Source organism: Limnothrix sp. PR1529, assembly GCF_002742025.1.
Lineage (GTDB): Bacteria > Cyanobacteriota > Cyanobacteriia > CACIAM-69d > CACIAM-69d > CACIAM-69d.
Genome location: NZ_LIRO01000001.1, coordinates 1 through 15,410 on the forward strand (window position 1 = coordinate 1; position 15,410 = coordinate 15,410).

Below are 15,410 nucleotides of genomic sequence, written 5' to 3' on the forward strand. Positions count from 1 at the left end.
CGTAAGGATTTCAGCCTCTCATAGCCACCCATCGCCACCTGTAGTAATCATTGGATACGCTCTGAAAGCCTTACCCTGCCTACCTTTCAGAACCCCTTTATATACCTGTAACCACTAAAGAAGGGAAATGCTCTTAAAGGGGATTTTTTAGAATTTTAGGCAGATGGGGTCTCTATCCCTTGCTGGGTGGGAGTTCTAGCCTTTGGATTTTCTAAAACTCACAAGCAGATGGGGAAATTTTAGGCAGATAAGACGAACTAATACTTTTCATCAGGTCTGCTTATCTGCCTAAAATTCTGGCATCTGCTTGTGAGTTTAGGGATGTCTGTCGTCCGAAACGGATACAGGGCAAGGCTTTCAAGCGCATCTGCCTAAAATTTGGAAAACTTCTGAGATGGGACTCGATTTTGGGATGTGCCCTGTTACAGGATTTTGGGATCTTCCGAAACCCTTGCTATCTCTACCTTTGGGTGATTCGGGGTCTGTCGCCAATCGATGTAACAGGTGGCTAGGCTGGCGAGCAATTTCTTGGCATCTGCCTAGGGTCGTGCTAGGGTAAATGGGTAGCGTTTATTCTGATGGAGTCGAGCCGTGCCGCGTCCTTGCGTAGAAAGCGTTGCAATGAATTTCAATGTGCCGCCCGCGGCGCGTGATCGAGTAAGTCGGGTCGTAGTGAAGTTAGGGTACGTCCATGGCGGCAAACCCGCTTGGGGTAAGTTTTTTGCTGCTATTGCGTCTGGCGAGTTGGTCATTTCCCGCCCTGTTCGGGTTGACGAATAGATTCTTTGTGTTATCATGAGAACAACAAAGCCGCCCAGGAATGGAGAGTTCCCAAGCGGCGCGGTTATCGCCCATAGGAGGGGCTGAAACCATGTCCAATATTCTGCTGGCTAAAGCGTTTGAAGGTCAAGAGGTTCGGGTCGTTGGCACTCCTGATGAGCCGTGGTTTGTGGCAAAAGACGTGTGCGCTGTGTTGGGAATCGAGAATGATCGCAATGCTGTTGGTCGCCTTGAGGACTGGATGAAAGATGATGTCCATATTATGGACACCATCGGTCGCACTCAGAGAACCAACGTTGTCAACGAACCCGGACTGTACGCCCTGGTGTTCACAAGCCGTAAACCAGAGGCTAAGGCATTTCAACGTTGGGTGTTCTCCGAAGTCCTGCCATCCATCCGCAAAACTGGACAGTACCAGAGCGGTAGCACGTTTGCCGCGCCTAGGAATTTCCTATCCAATCGCAACAGCCCATGGGAGCAGCTTAAAACCCCTGATGAGATGATCAAGCGCTTTGAGTGGGTCGTGAAGCGAGTCGGAATGGCAGGGTGCTTCGATTACGGCTATGGCAAGGCCATCCTCAACGACATCATCGACGCGCATCATTTGAGCCTGCCTATTCCGTATTCGGATGAGATCTTCCGTCGCGAGGCATTGCCCAAGGGACATGAGTACCATGTCCTGCGATTGCTTCTCCAATTCCTGGGGCTGCGATTCGAGAACGGCCGAATGCTTGGGTTTGATGGGCGGTCGGCTGCGTTCCCTTCCGAGAAGATGCCCCGATACCTAGCGGTCAAGGCTGATGTTGTTGAGGATTTCTGTGACGGCAACCATTGGGTTGCGAGCTGCATTCGGTTGATGGCAGTCCACAACAACGCCTTGGTTGATGTGTTTTCTGGGATTCCCGAGAAGGGGTGGTTTTTTGCGACCGATGTTCTCGAAAAAGCGTGGGCCATTCCGCTTGACGAGAAGCACTTGCCCCCTAGCATCCGCCTAGAACACTACGGGCTGAAAAAAGTCGGCAACCGCATCCGCCCTGATTCCGTCCGCGCCGCATTGAGCTAACCCCACCCGGCCCGATCACGGGCCGCCCCCACCCATGCACCTCAAATCCCACGAATCGCCCCGCAACCGGGGCCGCAACGATAAGGGCCGTGGCAATCCAGCCCGCGCCAAACAGAAACGGAAAGCGCTGCAACGGTTGCGCCAAACCCTGAAGCGTTCAACCTGAATCCCGCCCAAACCGACCGCCCCCGGTCGGTTTTTTCATGTCTAAAAATATTTTGACCAGTCCATTGACAATCCGATGATTACAGGATAGATTGTATATATCGAGTTCAGACAGCCCACCATGTTCACCAAAGCCGCCGCCGCTCGCATCCTGCAAATCAACCCCGCTCAAATCATCCGAGTTGAAGAATGGGCCAATGTCGTGTTGGTTGTGGTCAAGGGGCGTGGTGGTCGGTTTGTGAGCAAGCGGGATTTCGCCCGTGACTTCCGATCGGTTCGCGAGTCTGGGGCACGGAACGTCCGGCTCACCCGACTCTACAAAGGCGTGGCGTATCTCGAAACCCGCGATGGCAATCAATACCGTCATCACGCCGCTCGAATCGAACGCGGTCGCGCGGTCTGTGATTGCGCTGATTGGGTGGCTCAATCCGAGCGTGGTGCATCCCAGCCCATCTGCAAACACTTGATCCGCGCCGGTTTCGAGTTGAACGCCTTCCGTCAGTTGATTGCTGCTTAACCCCTTGACATTCCGATGGTTACGAGTTAGGGTTTTATCTATACCCCTTGGCGGGGGTTGCACAATCGTTTTTCACACCTATCGAGTGAGACCACCCATGTTTAGCGATTACGGATTTGTCGATGGATCGTTTGACAGCGTTGCCACTGACAACGACTTGCCCGTTCACCTTGCGGCAGAGTCCCTATATAACGGTGCTGCCGTGGCCGTTGCAGTCAACCCTGATGAGCCTAGCCTTGCGCTGATCACCCCCATCGTTGGGATGAGCGCAAGCGACGATGCACACAGCCTTGAGTGGGTTAGCTCGATTGAAGGTGACTCTGGGCAAAAGATCGGCGCTGTCTACCGAGAGGGCGATGGGTTATCCCCCGGACTGGTCAACGATATCGTGCTGTTGGCCAGCCGCCCCGTCACCCATTCGATTCTCGTGAACGCGGGGCTGCTGTTTGAAGCCCTGGCGATGTTCGAGACTGATCAAACTATTGAAATCAGTTTCACCCCCTCCGATGCTCGACACCTGAGTCCCAATCGCAAGCCTTGGGAGGCGCTCGTAATTGCCCGTGCTGGTGGATACGCTGGCAACGTGGCCGTGATCGCTCCGGTTTCGATCACCAACACGGGACGGTGTGGAAGCCCCGAACCCAATCCCGAAACCCTACCCGCCCCGTTCATGCCGTTCAATCCCGGATCCCTGGAAAATGGCGAGCGATATGTGGTAGCGGCCAAGGGCAAAACTGAATGGTCAATCGTGACCGGCGTTTGGGATGAATCCGCTGAATCGTTCCATCGCCTTGGCGACGACACCGCTTGGCTATTTGACCCGCTCAACCCAGCCGACATCCCGAGTCTCCATTGCGCCTACGATCTGATGCAATCCGAAGTTATGGATCTGCTCAAAGGCATCCCCCATCGCCTTTACTAACCCATCCCGGCCCGCCACGGGCCGGCTTATCTACCTACCGAACCATGTCCGAATCCAAGCCGGGTCGCAAATCGCGGCCCCGTCCCGAAGAAATCGCCCGCCTCAAAAATCAAGGGAATCGCCCGCCCCGTGGTGTTTATCAACATCAGTTCCAGTTGCGAGTAACTGAACAGACCCGAGCGCAAATTGACGCGCTGACCCATCGAGTCGGGCTGGAGCAGCGAAATGGACTCATCCGCCAGTGGATCGATCAAGGGCTAGCGGCATCTCTTGAAGCCAAGCGCTCTGCCCTGATTTCAGATTTGGTAGACCAAGTTAATCGCGGGATTGACGAAATCCCAGAGCTGACGGACTTGATTGATTTATGTAACGGCTCCCGAGAGTCGGCCGTTGAAGTAATCAGCTCAATCCGGCCAGTTGACTACCATCAGCCGATTGAATGGCGTTGGGAGCTTTGCAAAGCGCTGGCCCTAGTCGCCGCTTGCAAAATGGGAATGGAGCGAAGCGAGTCATGAGCGAATCGCAACGCGCCGAAATCCTGACCCGACTTCTGGAAGCGATGATCGTCAGTCCGAAGTATCAAAGTGCTTCCGTGTCGCAAATGTTTCGAGATGCACAATCCCTGGCTGATGACATCGAATCCGACACCAACCGCCGCCAAAAGCAAGAGCGCCGCTCTGCTTACGAGCCGGAACCAACCGCATCATTCGTGGGCAAAAGGTGGGCGAAGCTGAATCCCGATGCCGTCAGTTGTTTGCAGCAAGAGATTCGTGAGGTCGCGGGGCTTTGTGCGAAACTTTCCCGGATCGATAGCGATATCACTCCAGAAGATCCATCCGATTGAACTTTAGCCCAACGCCTTGGCCAATGCCGCCGCAATTGCCCCGGTTGCGGACTGCTGGAACGGGGAAAAATTGAACGCTTCCGAGAGAGATGCTGATGGGGCCGGGTCGGGATTGGTTGACCCCTTCAGGGACAAATCCACCGACACCGCCCAAAGGGTTCCATCGCTCATCGTCTGTTTCACGTCCACACTCAGCGACTCGATCACATATTTCCCGTTCCAAATCCCTTGGCCGTACACCAGGTCAAGGGATTGCTGTTGGGAGGCCGCTTCACGGATCGCCGTCAACCGGGGTTCGATTTGCCCCTGGTCAACGTGGAGGTCAATAGTCAGGTCAAGGCTCTCCAATTCAGACCCGCAAGCCTGCATAGCCTGCTGGCGAGCCACCCGGTCGTGAGTTGGGAACGTCCATTTCGCCGCCGTCCGAATCCCTGAGATGCCCGACCGGACGGGAAACGATAGATCGCCAATCAGCAAATATGCGGAAATTTCCATGAGCTTGCGGGTTTGGGTGAGATGTTGCGAAGGATTAAATGCCGCACTTCGGAGCTACTGCCATGAACCCCTGGATCGGATGCACCATTGCCTTTGTTGCAGGAGCCGGGTTGGCTGGAATCGGGCAATCTCAGCCTCGCCCTGTCAATCCGGCTCCTGTTGTCAGCCCACCTCCTGAAATCCAGATTTGGCAGTCCGTAACCCCCGGTCTCAGCTTGGACGATGCTGAATTTCGGATTGGAGTGAAGGGCGGTGGTGATCAGCGATCAACCGAGCCGGGCCCAACGGGTGAGGTCAAGGTCTTGAACCGGGCCTATCCGATTGGCGGTGGCACGGTGTTGGCAGTGCGGTATGAACTGGCCCCTGGCTCTGGCGATTATCGAGTGGACAATAAAATGCTGGCCCTGAAAGTTGATTAGCCATAACTCAATCGCTGCTTTCGTGCCTCGTACTCCTGAATCATTGCGAAAAACTTCTCGCGCTCTGCGGCCAACACCCCACCGACAGCGGCAACCGCCCCATCTGATCCGACATTGATGGTCGGCGAGAAGTTGAACACGCTGGATGCTGATGGCGAGGTTGCCGGTTGGGTGGCTCCCGTCGCCATTGGGCCGATCGGCATCGGGGCCGGTTGTAATCCCATCCCACCCACCATCGGATTGAGTGCGCCGCCAATCGTGCCCTGGTATCCGACCGCGGCCTTTTGCAGTCCCGTCGTGAACACATCCAACAGACCCGGCCCGGCTCCCCCAAATTGGGATTTGGAGAACGGGCCGTATTTTGCGTAGGAGCCTGGGAACGCACCCCGGACGGCCGCCGCTGCTGCTGATGCTGCTGCTACCGCTTGACCGATGCCCGCCGTAATCCCTGCTGCCAAATTCGACATCATCGCCATCCCGGCCGCCTGCATTGACCCGGCCATGGCTTGGAATGCCGCCGCGATTTGCGCCCCCGCTGCTGATGCGATGGCAGGAAGTTGGGCCAATTGCGCCTGAATCCCCGCGATTGCCGCCGCCATGGCCGCTTGAGCCGCTGCCATTGAGGATGTGAGCGAAGCCGACAGAGACGCACCGAACGCGGTCGCTTGCGCCGTGATCGATGCGAATGCCATCGTCATGGTTGCCGAGAGCATCATCACTTGCATCTGGACACCCATGAAGGCAGTTGAGAACGCCATTGTCAGGGATGAACCCAGCATGGCCACTTGCGCCGTGATGCCTGTGAATGCGGCCCCGAGTTGCGCGGTGAATGCCGCCACTTGCGCCCCAACCTGTGCGAATGCGGTCGTGAATGCCATCGTCAAAGCCATGCCGATTTGGGTGATGGCAGGCGTGATCGTGGTGGCGATGCTGCTGAAAATCGTGCCGATATTGGTGGCGATGGTTGCCATCCCGGTCGTGATGCTCGCCATCGCCGTCGTGAACGAAGCTGCCAATTGCGGCCCGAGCGTCATCACTTGCGAGACGATGCCCGTGATTGCCGGGCCAATTGCCATCAGTGGAGCGGTCAAGGCTGATTGCAGCATCGGGCCAATGCTCGACAGACTGGAAATCAACCCCTGGATCATGGATTGAGCGCCCGACAGCATCCCACTCAGGAACCCACCGCCGCCACCGCCAATAGTCATCGCGCCCGACAGGCTGGCAAAAGCTGACTTGATGCCATTGACCACGCCCATCACGGTCGATTGAATGCCCTGCACAAACGAGCCAATTCCCGAGAGCGCCCCTTGCAACCCAGACATGATTGAGCTGCCTAACCCCGAGAATGCCGATCCGAACGATGCCACCAATCCCGCAAGCAATCCAGGCACTGGCCCAAACACCCCGGCGATCACAGACGGGATAGCAGCAAGCGCACTCGACACCAGCCCCGGTAATCCCGATAGCGCACCCGAAATCAACCCGCCCAGTCCCAAGAACACGGACATGATCAGGTTTGGGATAGAAGCCAACGCGCTCATCACCAACCCCGGCAACCCTGCCAGTGCCCCCGTGATCGCACTCATCAGTCCCGATCCGATGTTGGCCAGCCCACCGAAATCACCCGAGAATGCCTGCGCGATCGCGTTCCCAAATTCCACCACCGCCGCCACCGCGTTCACAACTCCCGCGACAAAATTGGCCACAAACCCAGCCGCCGCACCCAGTGCAGCCCCAATCATCTGCCCAAAGTTTTGGATCCCTGAGAGCGCACCCGGCCCAAATGCCGATTGAATTGCAGCCTTGATCGCGTTGAACGCGGGGGCCAACGCCGCGCCTAATCGGGAGAGTGCGGATTTGAGGTTGTCAAGTGCTGGCCCGAACGCTGCCATGAAGCCTTGACCGAATCCCGTGAATAGCGCTGATAGTTGGGGCTTCAATGCCATCGCCGCCGCTCCGATTGCCGTGATCGCCGCCGCCACCGCCAAGATGGGCCCGACCGCAATCCCAGCCAGTGCAGCTCCGATGGCTCCCACCGCTGCTACCACGACCAAGATGCCCGCGCTCAAGGCCGCAAAGGTTGCGATCATCGCCGTGATGCCAGGATTGGCAGAAGCGAAACTAGCCAATGCCTGAATCACCGCCGTGATCGGAGCCAGTACCGATGTAACCGCTGGGGCCAGCGCACCGCCCACGTTGATCGCCAACTCATTCATCGCGTTTTGGGCCAACTGGACGCGAGCTTTCATCGTGTCGATCCGAGCGGCAAATTCAGCTTGCATCCCGCCCTGTTGCGCTGTCACATCGTTGGCTCGCGCCATCGTGGCCGCCAGCACATCCATGTTTTGGGCTAGTTGCGCGGCCTTCGGTGCGTGGTTTTTCCCAAACAATCCCACCAATGCCGCTTGCCCTTTCAGCCCCGCGTCACCCGCTTTGCTCAGGATTGACTCGAATGCCTTGACCGGGCTGGTCTCCATTGCCTTCATCACGTCTTGGGTGGTCAATCCCAAATCTGCCAAGGCCGCTGCCTGTTTCGGAGTGGCCTTATTCAGCCCGTTCAGGGAAGCGAACATCGAGTTAAGCCCGGTGGCGGCCGACTCAGGGGCCATCCCAAGGCTGATCATCGTGGTGGTCAAACCCGCCGCGTCGTTCTCGGTGATCCGCATCGCCTTGGCCGTACCCGAGAAGCGCTGCGTTGCGTTCAGGATTTCCACCTCGGTTGCTGCCGACGTGTTGCCCAAGTAGTTGATCATGTCGCCAAACTTTTGGACACGTCCGAAGTCGAGCTTGCCCGTTGTTTGGTTCATAAATCCGAACGTGTTCGAGAGCTTGCCCAGTCGGGTGGCCGTCTCTCCCGGCGCAATATCAAAGGCCGTTGACATCTTGGCCGTGGTGTCCACGAACTTGCTGATGTCATCCCGCGCGATGCCCAGCGACCCGGCCGATTCGGCAATATCAGCCAACCCCTTCTGACTGATGGGGATGGTGCGAGACATCGCCTTAATCTCATCACCCAATGCAGCGGTCTCGGAAACGCTTAAGCCCGTCGTTTTTCGAACGGCGGACATCGCGTCTTCAAATTCTTGGAACGCCTGAAGGCTTCCCCCAATCGCCCCGATCACGGGACGGCCGATCAGGTTAGCAGCCGCATCGAATCCCGCCATCGCGTCAGCAGCCCGACCCATCCCCCGCTGCAATCGGCTTGCACCCTTGCCTGCATTGTTTGCAGCGCCCCCGGCCGCTTCAGTTGCCTTGGCCGTCTGTCGCTGGGCACGTTCCAACCGAGACAAAATGCTGTCGATCTTGGCAGAAGCTTGATCGACAGCATTGATCGTGATCGTGAGGGAAGTGCTAGCCACGCTTGGGTCTCGCCTTGTTTTTTGCCTTTTCGATAGCGCGGTGTTTTAGCTGGTCAAGTTGCTGGATATGTCCCCACCAAAACCGGGCGGTCTGGTGCGTCATCTGTCGAACTTCCGAGTAGGTAAACCCCGCTTCGAGCAACGCCAAAACGTGCAACGGGGTTAGGATTCCCCCTCGGGAAACTGAGCCGCAACAGCCGTCATTAGCACCGAACCCTCTCGAATTGGCAGTGCTCGATATTTTTCGTAAGTCAGCTTTTCACCGTCGATTTCCACCAATTCAGCAATCAGAAATGGGATGAGTTTCTGTTGCTTTCCGCCTGATAACAATTGAGCGCGTTCGAGGTCAGCCATCGTGCCTTCTCGAATTTTGGCCACCCGACCCGATGGCAGTTTCACGACCTGATCACCGCTGTCCAAAACGTCAGGATTTACGGCATCTGCCAACTCATCCAATGCATCAAGACACTCTTCGATCTGATCAACAACGCGATCCTTCAGTCCGGGCTTGGGCGGTTCCGAAGTTCCCACACCCAATTCAGCCAGTGCCAAATCCGTTGCGTCCGTCTTAGCCATCTCTCTCGACTCCTGTTAATCCGAATTACGCCACGTTGCCCAACACATTGCCGCCGCCAATTCCCAAGTTGGCTCGCATTCGTTCGAGCAAATCAACCCCGTCCACGCGGTAAATGTTGGCGGCAATATCGAGCGCCAAAACCTCTTGCCCGTCGTAGACCCGCTGATAGTAACCCGCGCTCATCACGTACTCCCATTCAGCCAATTCACCGCCCGACAAATCGCCGCCCGGTGTTTCCTTGAACCGACCGCGCAAGGTGGTAACCTGTGGTTTTTCGTCTACCAGAACCCCATTTTCATAGATTTCAACATTGGCGCGGGCGATGATTTCGTGCGTTCCAATGTGATCGTGGGATGCCTTGTCGAGAGCGGGATGGTAGGACGTGCAAGTGATCGTGCATTCGAGAGGTTCAAACTTCAGCCGATATTCCGGCTTGCCAATCAACCCAAGCGAAGCGTCCTCTTCGGTCTCAGTTTCGAGCGTTGGCAACTCCAGTTCATCAACGATGCCATCCAACAGCTCACCATCGATCCATACCGATGCGCGTACAATTTTGCCGATCCGAGACATGAAGTGTACCTCCAAAAATAGGGTATCGGTTTAGCTGATTGAGTCCGGGTTAACGGCGCTCATGATCCTCAGTGATTGGGCGGTCTGGATCGAATCGCGGGGGGCTGAAACGGGAGATTTCATCGCCTTGCAATTCGGACTCGACTTGGGCAATTTGCCGCTCAAAATATCCAGGCCTGGCCCGCTCCAAAAGTCTCAGAGAAGACAGCAGTTGAGCGCCCGTCACTTTGTAGCGGTGTTTGTAAAACTCCTTTTGCTCGAAATTGACGCGGGCCAAATCTGTCAGCTTTGAGATTTGGGACTGCAAACGAGCCACCCGCGATTGCTCTCGATCCAAGTCTTTCCGTAGCTCATCAATCGTGGCGTTCAGGGGTGTTTGGACAATCTGGATCAGGTTCTGCTCTCGGGTCGTTAGGCGCTCGCTTTGCAGATCCCAAAACTCACGCTTTTGCGCCCGGTCGCGCTCACGCCATTCAGCCGCTTTCCCGACAATCAGGGCCAACCCCCCAAACACCGCCGCAATTTCAGCAGCGTAATCTCTTATGGTCTGAACTAAATCCGGTGGGGGTGGGGGCGTGGACATCGGTGATAGTAGTGAATGGTTTGTGTGAGGACTGACCCAGCAATCCAGCTAAAGCCAGCAAATTGCACCCCCTGAGAAGTTAGCAGCGAGTAGAGCGCGATCACGGTCAACGTCCCGGTCAAAAAGTGCTGCCAAACCACGATTCCATTTGGAAGTTTTTGATGGGCGCGAAGCAACACCCATCCCGTCACTGCCAAAATCGCGTAGGTTGCGACCGTTCGGGGATTGTTGTCGATCACGCCGGAAGCGGATAGCAGCACACAAAGCCAGACCCCACCAAATCCCCTCATGACTACGCCCCCAAGGTAGACAGGCGCGTGATATCGACCCGCTGCTCAAAGATGATCCGTTGCGCTCCCGGCATCGGGGTCACCTCGTAATCGAATCGCAGAATCTCCTTGGCCAACTCAGTGGGTGGGTTTTTCCGCCGGTCGTAGGAACAGCGCCCCCAGACGATTGCACCCAAGGCAACCTGGGAATCCAGAAATGCGTTCACCGTGGCCGGCACGTTCACGATCACGGTGTTGATCGGCTGGTCAATGTAGATCAAACAGGCCCGTTCCAACGCGAATTGCATCACGTCCAACGTCCGGCGCACTGAAATCAAGTTCTCGATTTCGGCGCTGGCTGGATAGCCTGCTGAATATGCACCCCAAGACACGAACCCGGTCGCGTAATCCCGGTAAATCGTGGCCACGCCCGCGCCCGTCAGCAAGTTCACTTCAGAGTTCGGGTCGTTATGAATGGAGGTCAATAACCGCTCCATCCCCTGAACCCCGTTCAGTTCCTTGTTTGAGGGGCTGTACCAGTACCCGAACCGTAGATCGGTAACCGATGCCATCGCCACCCAACGGCGAGAGTAGGGTTCGAGTCGAGGCTTGTTCGTTGCCACATCAAAGGTTTCGACATGGGGATAGCAGGGAACGATCCGCTTGGATGATGTGAAAAAGTTTTCAGCCGGGCCAGCCGCGCCCCGTGATTCCAGGGCCTCTTGAGGGGTTAGCCCCATGGGTGCATCAATTGCCGCAACCGCCCGCGTCCGTTCCACAAAATTCTCAAGTGCCTGCGCTACTTCAATTCGGTCTGACCAGCCAGGGGCGGCCACAAGCATCGGTTGGAATCCAAGGCGTTGCGTTGAACCCAACCAAGCTTGGATGCCTGTGCGGCTCCCGTCTTCCAGGGTTTCGCCAATGATGTCGGCTGACGTGACTTCCGAGGGGTATTCGTACGAAGCCGTCACGGTTGCCCCGGACGCGATCCGCTGTTGTAGCCCGGTCGTAACCCGCGTGATTGTGCCAGTAATCGGATTGATTTCATAGTCGCGGGATTCTTCAAACACCACGTTTTGTTCGGAATACGCCACCCGAATCGCCCCATTCACGGGAATCCCGCCCGTGGGAACTCGCGTAATCACCCCGGACTCTACCGTGAAATCAGCCGTTTCTGCGTAGGTCGTGAACCCGTCAAGGCTTGTGACAGTTCCCACCTCCACTTTGGAGTAGGTCACGCGCAACCGGGCCCCGGACGGAATCGCGCCGCCGCCCACCCGAGTGACCACACCAGCGGCCACGGTGTAATCGGTAGTCAGGGTGTAAACCGTGCCGTTCAACCCTTCAACCGACAGGATTTCAGCAGTTGGCTCACCCGTGTCGTAGGTGTTGGCGGTTGGGGCCAGAACCTTGGTCACGCGACGGGGCAAGGTGATCGAGTCCACGCCCTCTTCGTAGGTAACGGATACGGTTGCATTAGCCGCAATGCCGCCACCATCAACCCGCGTGATCGTGCTGCCCGCGATTGTGTAATCCGTGGTCAGCTCGTAGACTGTGTTGCCCGACTTGATCGACACCAGAGTTGCCCCGGTCGGGATCGTGATTGTTCCTGGCGTACCGGCAAACGTCCGGCTCACGGTGTCTCGATCGGCTCCTTTGAATCGGAACGAACCCGAGTAGTTGGCCGTCCCTTCGAGGCTGATCAGGTCGATGTTTGCCTCACCCGGTTTTGTGCCAGTCAGGGTGAGCGTGTCGCCTGTGAATGCCGTGGTTTGGGTGGCCACGTTCAGGTGAATTGCGGGATCGAATACGTTGATGGCGATGATTAATCCACCGCCAAAGTCATCCCGAGCCTTTGCGTCGTAGGGCAGTGAGTAACCGGGGATTGCTGGGCCCAAATACCGGGCCGCGTCACGGTCATTGGCAATCAGCACTGGTTCGTTGATTTTTCGATCCGCTTCAGCCAACTTATGGATCGGAGCCGTGCCGACATATCCGATTGTGGAAGTGCGGGTGATTTGCACCGGAACCAAGCCGGTCGGGATTTCTACAAACTGAACGCCACGAATAAACTCGCCAATGGCTGCCATGTTATTCCTCTACCTTGTTCGGGATTGTGAGCTGTTGGGGTGGGTTGGGATTTGCGTTGGGCGTGTGGGGATTGAGCGGCGGCGATTCAGGGTCGCGCGGATCGCTGGGAACTGGATCGGGGGCAATCGGCCATCCGGATGCATTCAACTCGATAGGTGGTGTCGGCAGTTGAGTGAAGGTGATGGCTTTGGCCAGCGGTTCGGGTTCAAGTGGGGTGTTGTCGGCAACAGCCAGAATTGGGACTGATACCTGTACCGTCCACTGCCAAATCCGACGGGATGCCCGATCAACGCCCTCGTACTCGGAACGGACTAACCCGATGGCGGCCCGTGCCGTTGGGATTTGCAGCCCAATCAATCGCGCTTGGGTGATCGCAACCAGGGACTCACAGGATTCAAGCGTGGTGTGACCGATGGCGATTGTCCAAAGGGCTTCCCCTCGCTGCGTTGGCGTGGGTCGTCCCTCGGATGCTTCCCACGTCACCCGCTCTAAACCCACCCATGCATACCCCCTGAAACTCCCTTTCGCCACGTCCGCTTCTGCCAACGGGTTTGGCTCTTTCGGTTCAACCCCGTAAGGCTCGAACGGAACCCGTAGGCGCTCGATGATGGCGGCCCGCTGCTGGGCAATCCAACTCACCATTGCCGCAACCGCTCCTGAGTAAAGGTTTGCGGCGCGACACCGTAGGAAATGTACCGGCTGTCAAGCCCCGTGCCGTCTTCAGGGGGCAACACACCGCCGCCCTCTGATCCCTTTTGCCGCAATCGGGACAAGGCCAAATCCGCTTGCTTCCAAACGTCTTCTCCCTGATGAGGGTCAAGGTGGTAGCGAGTGAATGAGAGCGCGATCCATTTGCGTGAGTCGTACTCGGACGTGGTAAGGGCGTTCCACTCCAGGTAGGGGCCGGCTGCTGAGTTGATCACGGCCGTTGCCTGTTCAAGGTGCGCCGCCAACTTGCCCCAGTCGGGTTCGGTCTTTAGGTCGCGTCCTTCTCCGTTGCCGTTTTGGGTGAGCCGGATCGTCTCTTCATATCCGTAAGTACGGACAAAATCATCGGGCGTGGCGTAGTAATCCGAGTAATCGGGCGCATCTGTTTCCGGGTTCGCCTTGCCAAAGGCATGGTAGGAAACCCGGACGGACTCAGCAGGGTCGATCCGGCCTGTCGCCACCCAAGTCAACAGGCCATGCTGTAAATCGACTTCGTAATCGATATTGCGATCAAAGTCCGGTGGGCTAGTCGCCTGAAGGATCAGATCGGTCAAGCCTTGAGGGAGATAGCCCACCCCGTCTTGGTTGATCGCGATTGGAGCCTGTACCACTGGTAACCCTGTAGCAGGCGAGTAAGTGGCCAGCACAATCGACAGCGGCTTGACCCGTCCGAGCGGTAGCGTCCTTACCTCACCCTCTGTAGCGTCGTATTCGTAGTCACGACCGGCCGTAAGTTGCGAGGTCAGAGCGGAAACCCTGAGACTCCAAAGCCATTGGTCGGGCAACTCTAAGCGGACGCTGGCAAAAGTGACTGTGAGGGTGCGGCGGATCATGGTTTGTCCGGTTCGGGTTCAGTCTTACGACGGGGTTTTGAGGTTTCCGGCTTGGGTGGTTCCGGTCGGGTGTCGGGCGGTGGGGTTGGTTGTACGGCTTTGGCGTAACCCCGCTTGACAAAGGTTTCGACAGCCCCTTGAGGCAAGGTCACAATTTCGCCCGGTTGCCGCCGTTTTCCGTCAATCGTCACGGATACGAGCAATTCGTACAGCACTTAAATCACCTCCTGAGCTAAGAAGGCCGCGCCCATCCCGGTCACTTCAACCTGACGGTCGTAGTTCACGCCGTAGACGACAGACTTTCGGTCTCGAACCTCGTAAGGAGTTTCGGCGGCCGGCATCCCCTGCAAAACGTAGGTGTAAAACGCAGAAGGTTCCGCCCGACTCACATCGACAGAGGGGGTGTAGCTGACCGTGCCGCGCGCAATCGCGTTGGGGTTGACGTATGCCAGGATTGCCGATTTTGCCCAAGCCATGTCGGTCAGTTCGGCATTTTCAGCGCCGTCATCCAAATGCACCGCCTCAGCGATGATCACCTGACTCAAACCCCACATCCGGGCCAGCATTTCGGTGGTCAGCGTTTCAGATGACGTGTGCTTCAGTCGATCACGGATATCCTCGTGATCGTCCAGTGCGTCCCAAACTTCGGAGCCAAGTAGCAGGGTGTTGGGTTTTGTCCCGATAGACCGGCGGATTTCCTGGGCCCAATCCTTGATCTGCCGAAACGGACGGGAACGGCTCGCGCCCTCACCCACCAACCATTTATCGTTTCCGGTTAGGACGGTTTTGTGGTTTGCGTCGTAGTTGGCAGGATCGGCCACAACCGATGCGATTTCCTTCTCCAGGGACAAGGCGTGACTGCCCATCAACGACAGCATCGTCGTGCGCTCGTAGTTGAGTCCTACGCGCGATTCGGTTTCAGAGATTTCCGTGAGATCGGCCAAGTGTTCCAAGCTGTGTTGCGGAATTTCGTAGGGGTCGGCTTCGTAGCCCCACTCAATCCGTCGAGTCGTACCCCGTGGGGAACGTAGCGTGTTGTAGGTTGCAAAACCTTCTTTGCCAAACTTAATCACCTTGCCCGAGCGGGTTGGCGATTCAACGATGGGACAAATCGCCGTCCCAACCAAGGAAGCGTTTTTAAACCCTTGGGTGATCGTGGTCAGAACCGGGTCAATCCCGATTCGGCGGTCGCGTAAGTTCATCGGCATAGCA

18 protein-coding genes are annotated in these 15,410 nt (G+C 56.8%); 7 read left to right on the forward strand and 11 right to left on the reverse strand.

Going from position 1 to position 15,410, the window contains the following annotated elements; translation table 11 throughout:
- The first annotated feature begins 871 nt into the window (after positions 1 to 871).
- From AMR42_RS00005 to AMR42_RS00025, 6 genes are all read left to right on the forward strand, one after another.
- A complete protein-coding gene (locus AMR42_RS00005; RefSeq protein ID WP_099531456.1) occupies positions 872 to 1,843 on the forward strand; it encodes a Bro-N domain-containing protein in 972 nt (323 codons plus the stop codon).
- 34 nt (positions 1,844 to 1,877) lie between these two features.
- On the forward strand, positions 1,878 to 2,009 hold the full coding sequence (locus AMR42_RS21320) for a hypothetical protein (protein ID WP_255407475.1): 132 nt from the start codon (positions 1,878 to 1,880) through the stop codon (positions 2,007 to 2,009).
- 120 nt (positions 2,010 to 2,129) lie between these two features.
- Positions 2,130 to 2,525, forward strand: coding sequence for a hypothetical protein (locus AMR42_RS00010; RefSeq protein WP_099531424.1), 396 nt, complete (start codon positions 2,130 to 2,132; stop codon positions 2,523 to 2,525).
- 97 nt (positions 2,526 to 2,622) lie between these two features.
- The gene (locus AMR42_RS00015; RefSeq protein WP_099531425.1) at positions 2,623 to 3,447 is read left to right on the forward strand and encodes a hypothetical protein; all 825 of its coding nucleotides are present in this window, start codon (positions 2,623 to 2,625) and stop codon (positions 3,445 to 3,447) included.
- A 44-nt stretch (positions 3,448 to 3,491) separates the two neighbouring features.
- Positions 3,492 to 3,962 carry a hypothetical protein gene (locus AMR42_RS00020; RefSeq protein ID WP_099531426.1) on the forward strand — a complete coding sequence of 157 codons (471 nt, stop codon included), beginning with the start codon at positions 3,492 to 3,494 and terminating at the stop codon, positions 3,960 to 3,962.
- Entirely contained in the window at positions 3,959 to 4,291 is a 333-nt protein-coding gene (locus AMR42_RS00025; RefSeq protein ID WP_099531427.1) for a hypothetical protein, read from the forward strand. The genes AMR42_RS00020 and AMR42_RS00025 overlap by 4 nt, the downstream gene beginning before the upstream one ends.
- Before the next feature lie 3 nt (positions 4,292 to 4,294).
- Here the strand turns inward: AMR42_RS00025 and AMR42_RS00030 are convergent, their stop codons facing one another.
- Positions 4,295 to 4,786 (reverse strand): phage tail protein, encoded by a 492-nt coding sequence (locus AMR42_RS00030; RefSeq protein WP_099531428.1) that lies wholly within the window; start codon positions 4,784 to 4,786, stop codon positions 4,295 to 4,297.
- 62 nt (positions 4,787 to 4,848) lie between these two features.
- On the opposite strand from AMR42_RS00030, the gene AMR42_RS00035 reads away from it, so the two are divergent.
- Positions 4,849 to 5,205 (forward strand): hypothetical protein, encoded by a 357-nt coding sequence (locus tag AMR42_RS00035; RefSeq protein WP_099531429.1) that lies wholly within the window; start codon positions 4,849 to 4,851, stop codon positions 5,203 to 5,205.
- On the opposite strand, the gene AMR42_RS00040 is transcribed toward AMR42_RS00035, so the two are convergent.
- The 10 genes from AMR42_RS00040 to AMR42_RS00085 form a co-directional block, all read right to left on the reverse strand.
- A complete protein-coding gene (locus AMR42_RS00040; RefSeq protein ID WP_099531430.1) occupies positions 5,202 to 8,567 on the reverse strand; it encodes a phage tail tape measure protein in 3,366 nt (1,121 codons plus the stop codon). The genes AMR42_RS00035 and AMR42_RS00040 overlap by 4 nt on opposite strands.
- A 162-nt stretch (positions 8,568 to 8,729) precedes the next feature.
- Entirely contained in the window at positions 8,730 to 9,143 is a 414-nt protein-coding gene (locus AMR42_RS00045; RefSeq protein ID WP_099531431.1) for a hypothetical protein, read from the reverse strand.
- Positions 9,144 to 9,168: 25 nt separating this feature from the next.
- On the reverse strand, positions 9,169 to 9,714 hold the full coding sequence (locus AMR42_RS00050) for a phage major tail tube protein (RefSeq protein ID WP_099531432.1): 546 nt from the start codon (positions 9,712 to 9,714) through the stop codon (positions 9,169 to 9,171).
- 49 nt (positions 9,715 to 9,763) lie between these two features.
- A complete protein-coding gene (locus tag AMR42_RS00055) occupies positions 9,764 to 10,297 on the reverse strand; it encodes a hypothetical protein (protein ID WP_143472864.1) in 534 nt (177 codons plus the stop codon).
- Positions 10,267 to 10,557, reverse strand: a complete 291-nt coding sequence (locus AMR42_RS20095; protein WP_099531434.1) for a hypothetical protein — start codon at positions 10,555 to 10,557, stop codon at positions 10,267 to 10,269. The genes AMR42_RS00055 and AMR42_RS20095 overlap by 31 nt, the downstream gene beginning before the upstream one ends.
- 32 nt (positions 10,558 to 10,589) lie before the next feature.
- Positions 10,590 to 12,656, reverse strand: coding sequence for a phage tail sheath subtilisin-like domain-containing protein (locus AMR42_RS00065; RefSeq protein ID WP_099531435.1), 2,067 nt, complete (start codon positions 12,654 to 12,656; stop codon positions 10,590 to 10,592).
- A gap of 1 nt (position 12,657) precedes the next feature.
- Positions 12,658 to 13,299 carry a hypothetical protein gene (locus tag AMR42_RS00070; protein WP_099531436.1) on the reverse strand — a complete coding sequence of 214 codons (642 nt, stop codon included), beginning with the start codon at positions 13,297 to 13,299 and terminating at the stop codon, positions 12,658 to 12,660.
- Complete coding sequence (locus AMR42_RS00075; RefSeq protein WP_143472865.1) at positions 13,293 to 13,976, reverse strand: hypothetical protein; 684 nt, start codon at positions 13,974 to 13,976, stop codon at positions 13,293 to 13,295. The genes AMR42_RS00070 and AMR42_RS00075 overlap by 7 nt, the downstream gene beginning before the upstream one ends.
- 218 nt (positions 13,977 to 14,194) lie before the next feature.
- Positions 14,195 to 14,413, reverse strand: a complete 219-nt coding sequence (locus AMR42_RS00080; protein WP_099531438.1) for a hypothetical protein — start codon at positions 14,411 to 14,413, stop codon at positions 14,195 to 14,197.
- Positions 14,414 to 15,406: a major capsid protein gene (locus tag AMR42_RS00085; protein ID WP_099531439.1), complete on the reverse strand. Its 993-nt coding sequence runs from the start codon at positions 15,404 to 15,406 to the stop codon at positions 14,414 to 14,416. It abuts the gene before it with no gap.
- Between the last annotated feature and the right edge of the window lie 4 nt (positions 15,407 to 15,410).

Excerpts from the sequence above, each read along its gene's own strand:
- AMR42_RS00015 (WP_099531425.1), top strand. The coding sequence starts at position 2,623 with ATGTTTAGCGATTACGGATTTGTCGATGGATCGTTTGACAGCGTTGCC.
- AMR42_RS00065 (WP_099531435.1), bottom strand. The coding sequence starts at position 12,656 with ATGGCAGCCATTGGCGAGTTTATTCGTGGCGTTCAGTTTGTAGAAATC.
- AMR42_RS00085 (WP_099531439.1), bottom strand. The coding sequence starts at position 15,406 with ATGCCGATGAACTTACGCGACCGCCGAATCGGGATTGACCCGGTTCTG.
- AMR42_RS00025 (WP_099531427.1), top strand. The coding sequence starts at position 3,959 with ATGAGCGAATCGCAACGCGCCGAAATCCTGACCCGACTTCTGGAAGCG.
- AMR42_RS00020 (WP_099531426.1), top strand. The coding sequence starts at position 3,492 with ATGTCCGAATCCAAGCCGGGTCGCAAATCGCGGCCCCGTCCCGAAGAA.
- AMR42_RS00035 (WP_099531429.1), top strand. The coding sequence starts at position 4,849 with ATGAACCCCTGGATCGGATGCACCATTGCCTTTGTTGCAGGAGCCGGG.
- AMR42_RS00045 (WP_099531431.1), bottom strand. The coding sequence starts at position 9,143 with ATGGCTAAGACGGACGCAACGGATTTGGCACTGGCTGAATTGGGTGTG.
- AMR42_RS21320 (WP_255407475.1), top strand. The coding sequence starts at position 1,878 with ATGCACCTCAAATCCCACGAATCGCCCCGCAACCGGGGCCGCAACGAT.
- AMR42_RS00030 (WP_099531428.1), bottom strand. The coding sequence starts at position 4,786 with ATGGAAATTTCCGCATATTTGCTGATTGGCGATCTATCGTTTCCCGTC.
- AMR42_RS00005 (WP_099531456.1), top strand. The coding sequence starts at position 872 with ATGTCCAATATTCTGCTGGCTAAAGCGTTTGAAGGTCAAGAGGTTCGG.
- AMR42_RS00055 (WP_143472864.1), bottom strand. The coding sequence starts at position 10,297 with ATGTCCACGCCCCCACCCCCACCGGATTTAGTTCAGACCATAAGAGAT.
- AMR42_RS00010 (WP_099531424.1), top strand. The coding sequence starts at position 2,130 with ATGTTCACCAAAGCCGCCGCCGCTCGCATCCTGCAAATCAACCCCGCT.
- AMR42_RS00050 (WP_099531432.1), bottom strand. The coding sequence starts at position 9,714 with ATGTCTCGGATCGGCAAAATTGTACGCGCATCGGTATGGATCGATGGT.
- AMR42_RS00070 (WP_099531436.1), bottom strand. The coding sequence starts at position 13,299 with ATGGTGAGTTGGATTGCCCAGCAGCGGGCCGCCATCATCGAGCGCCTA.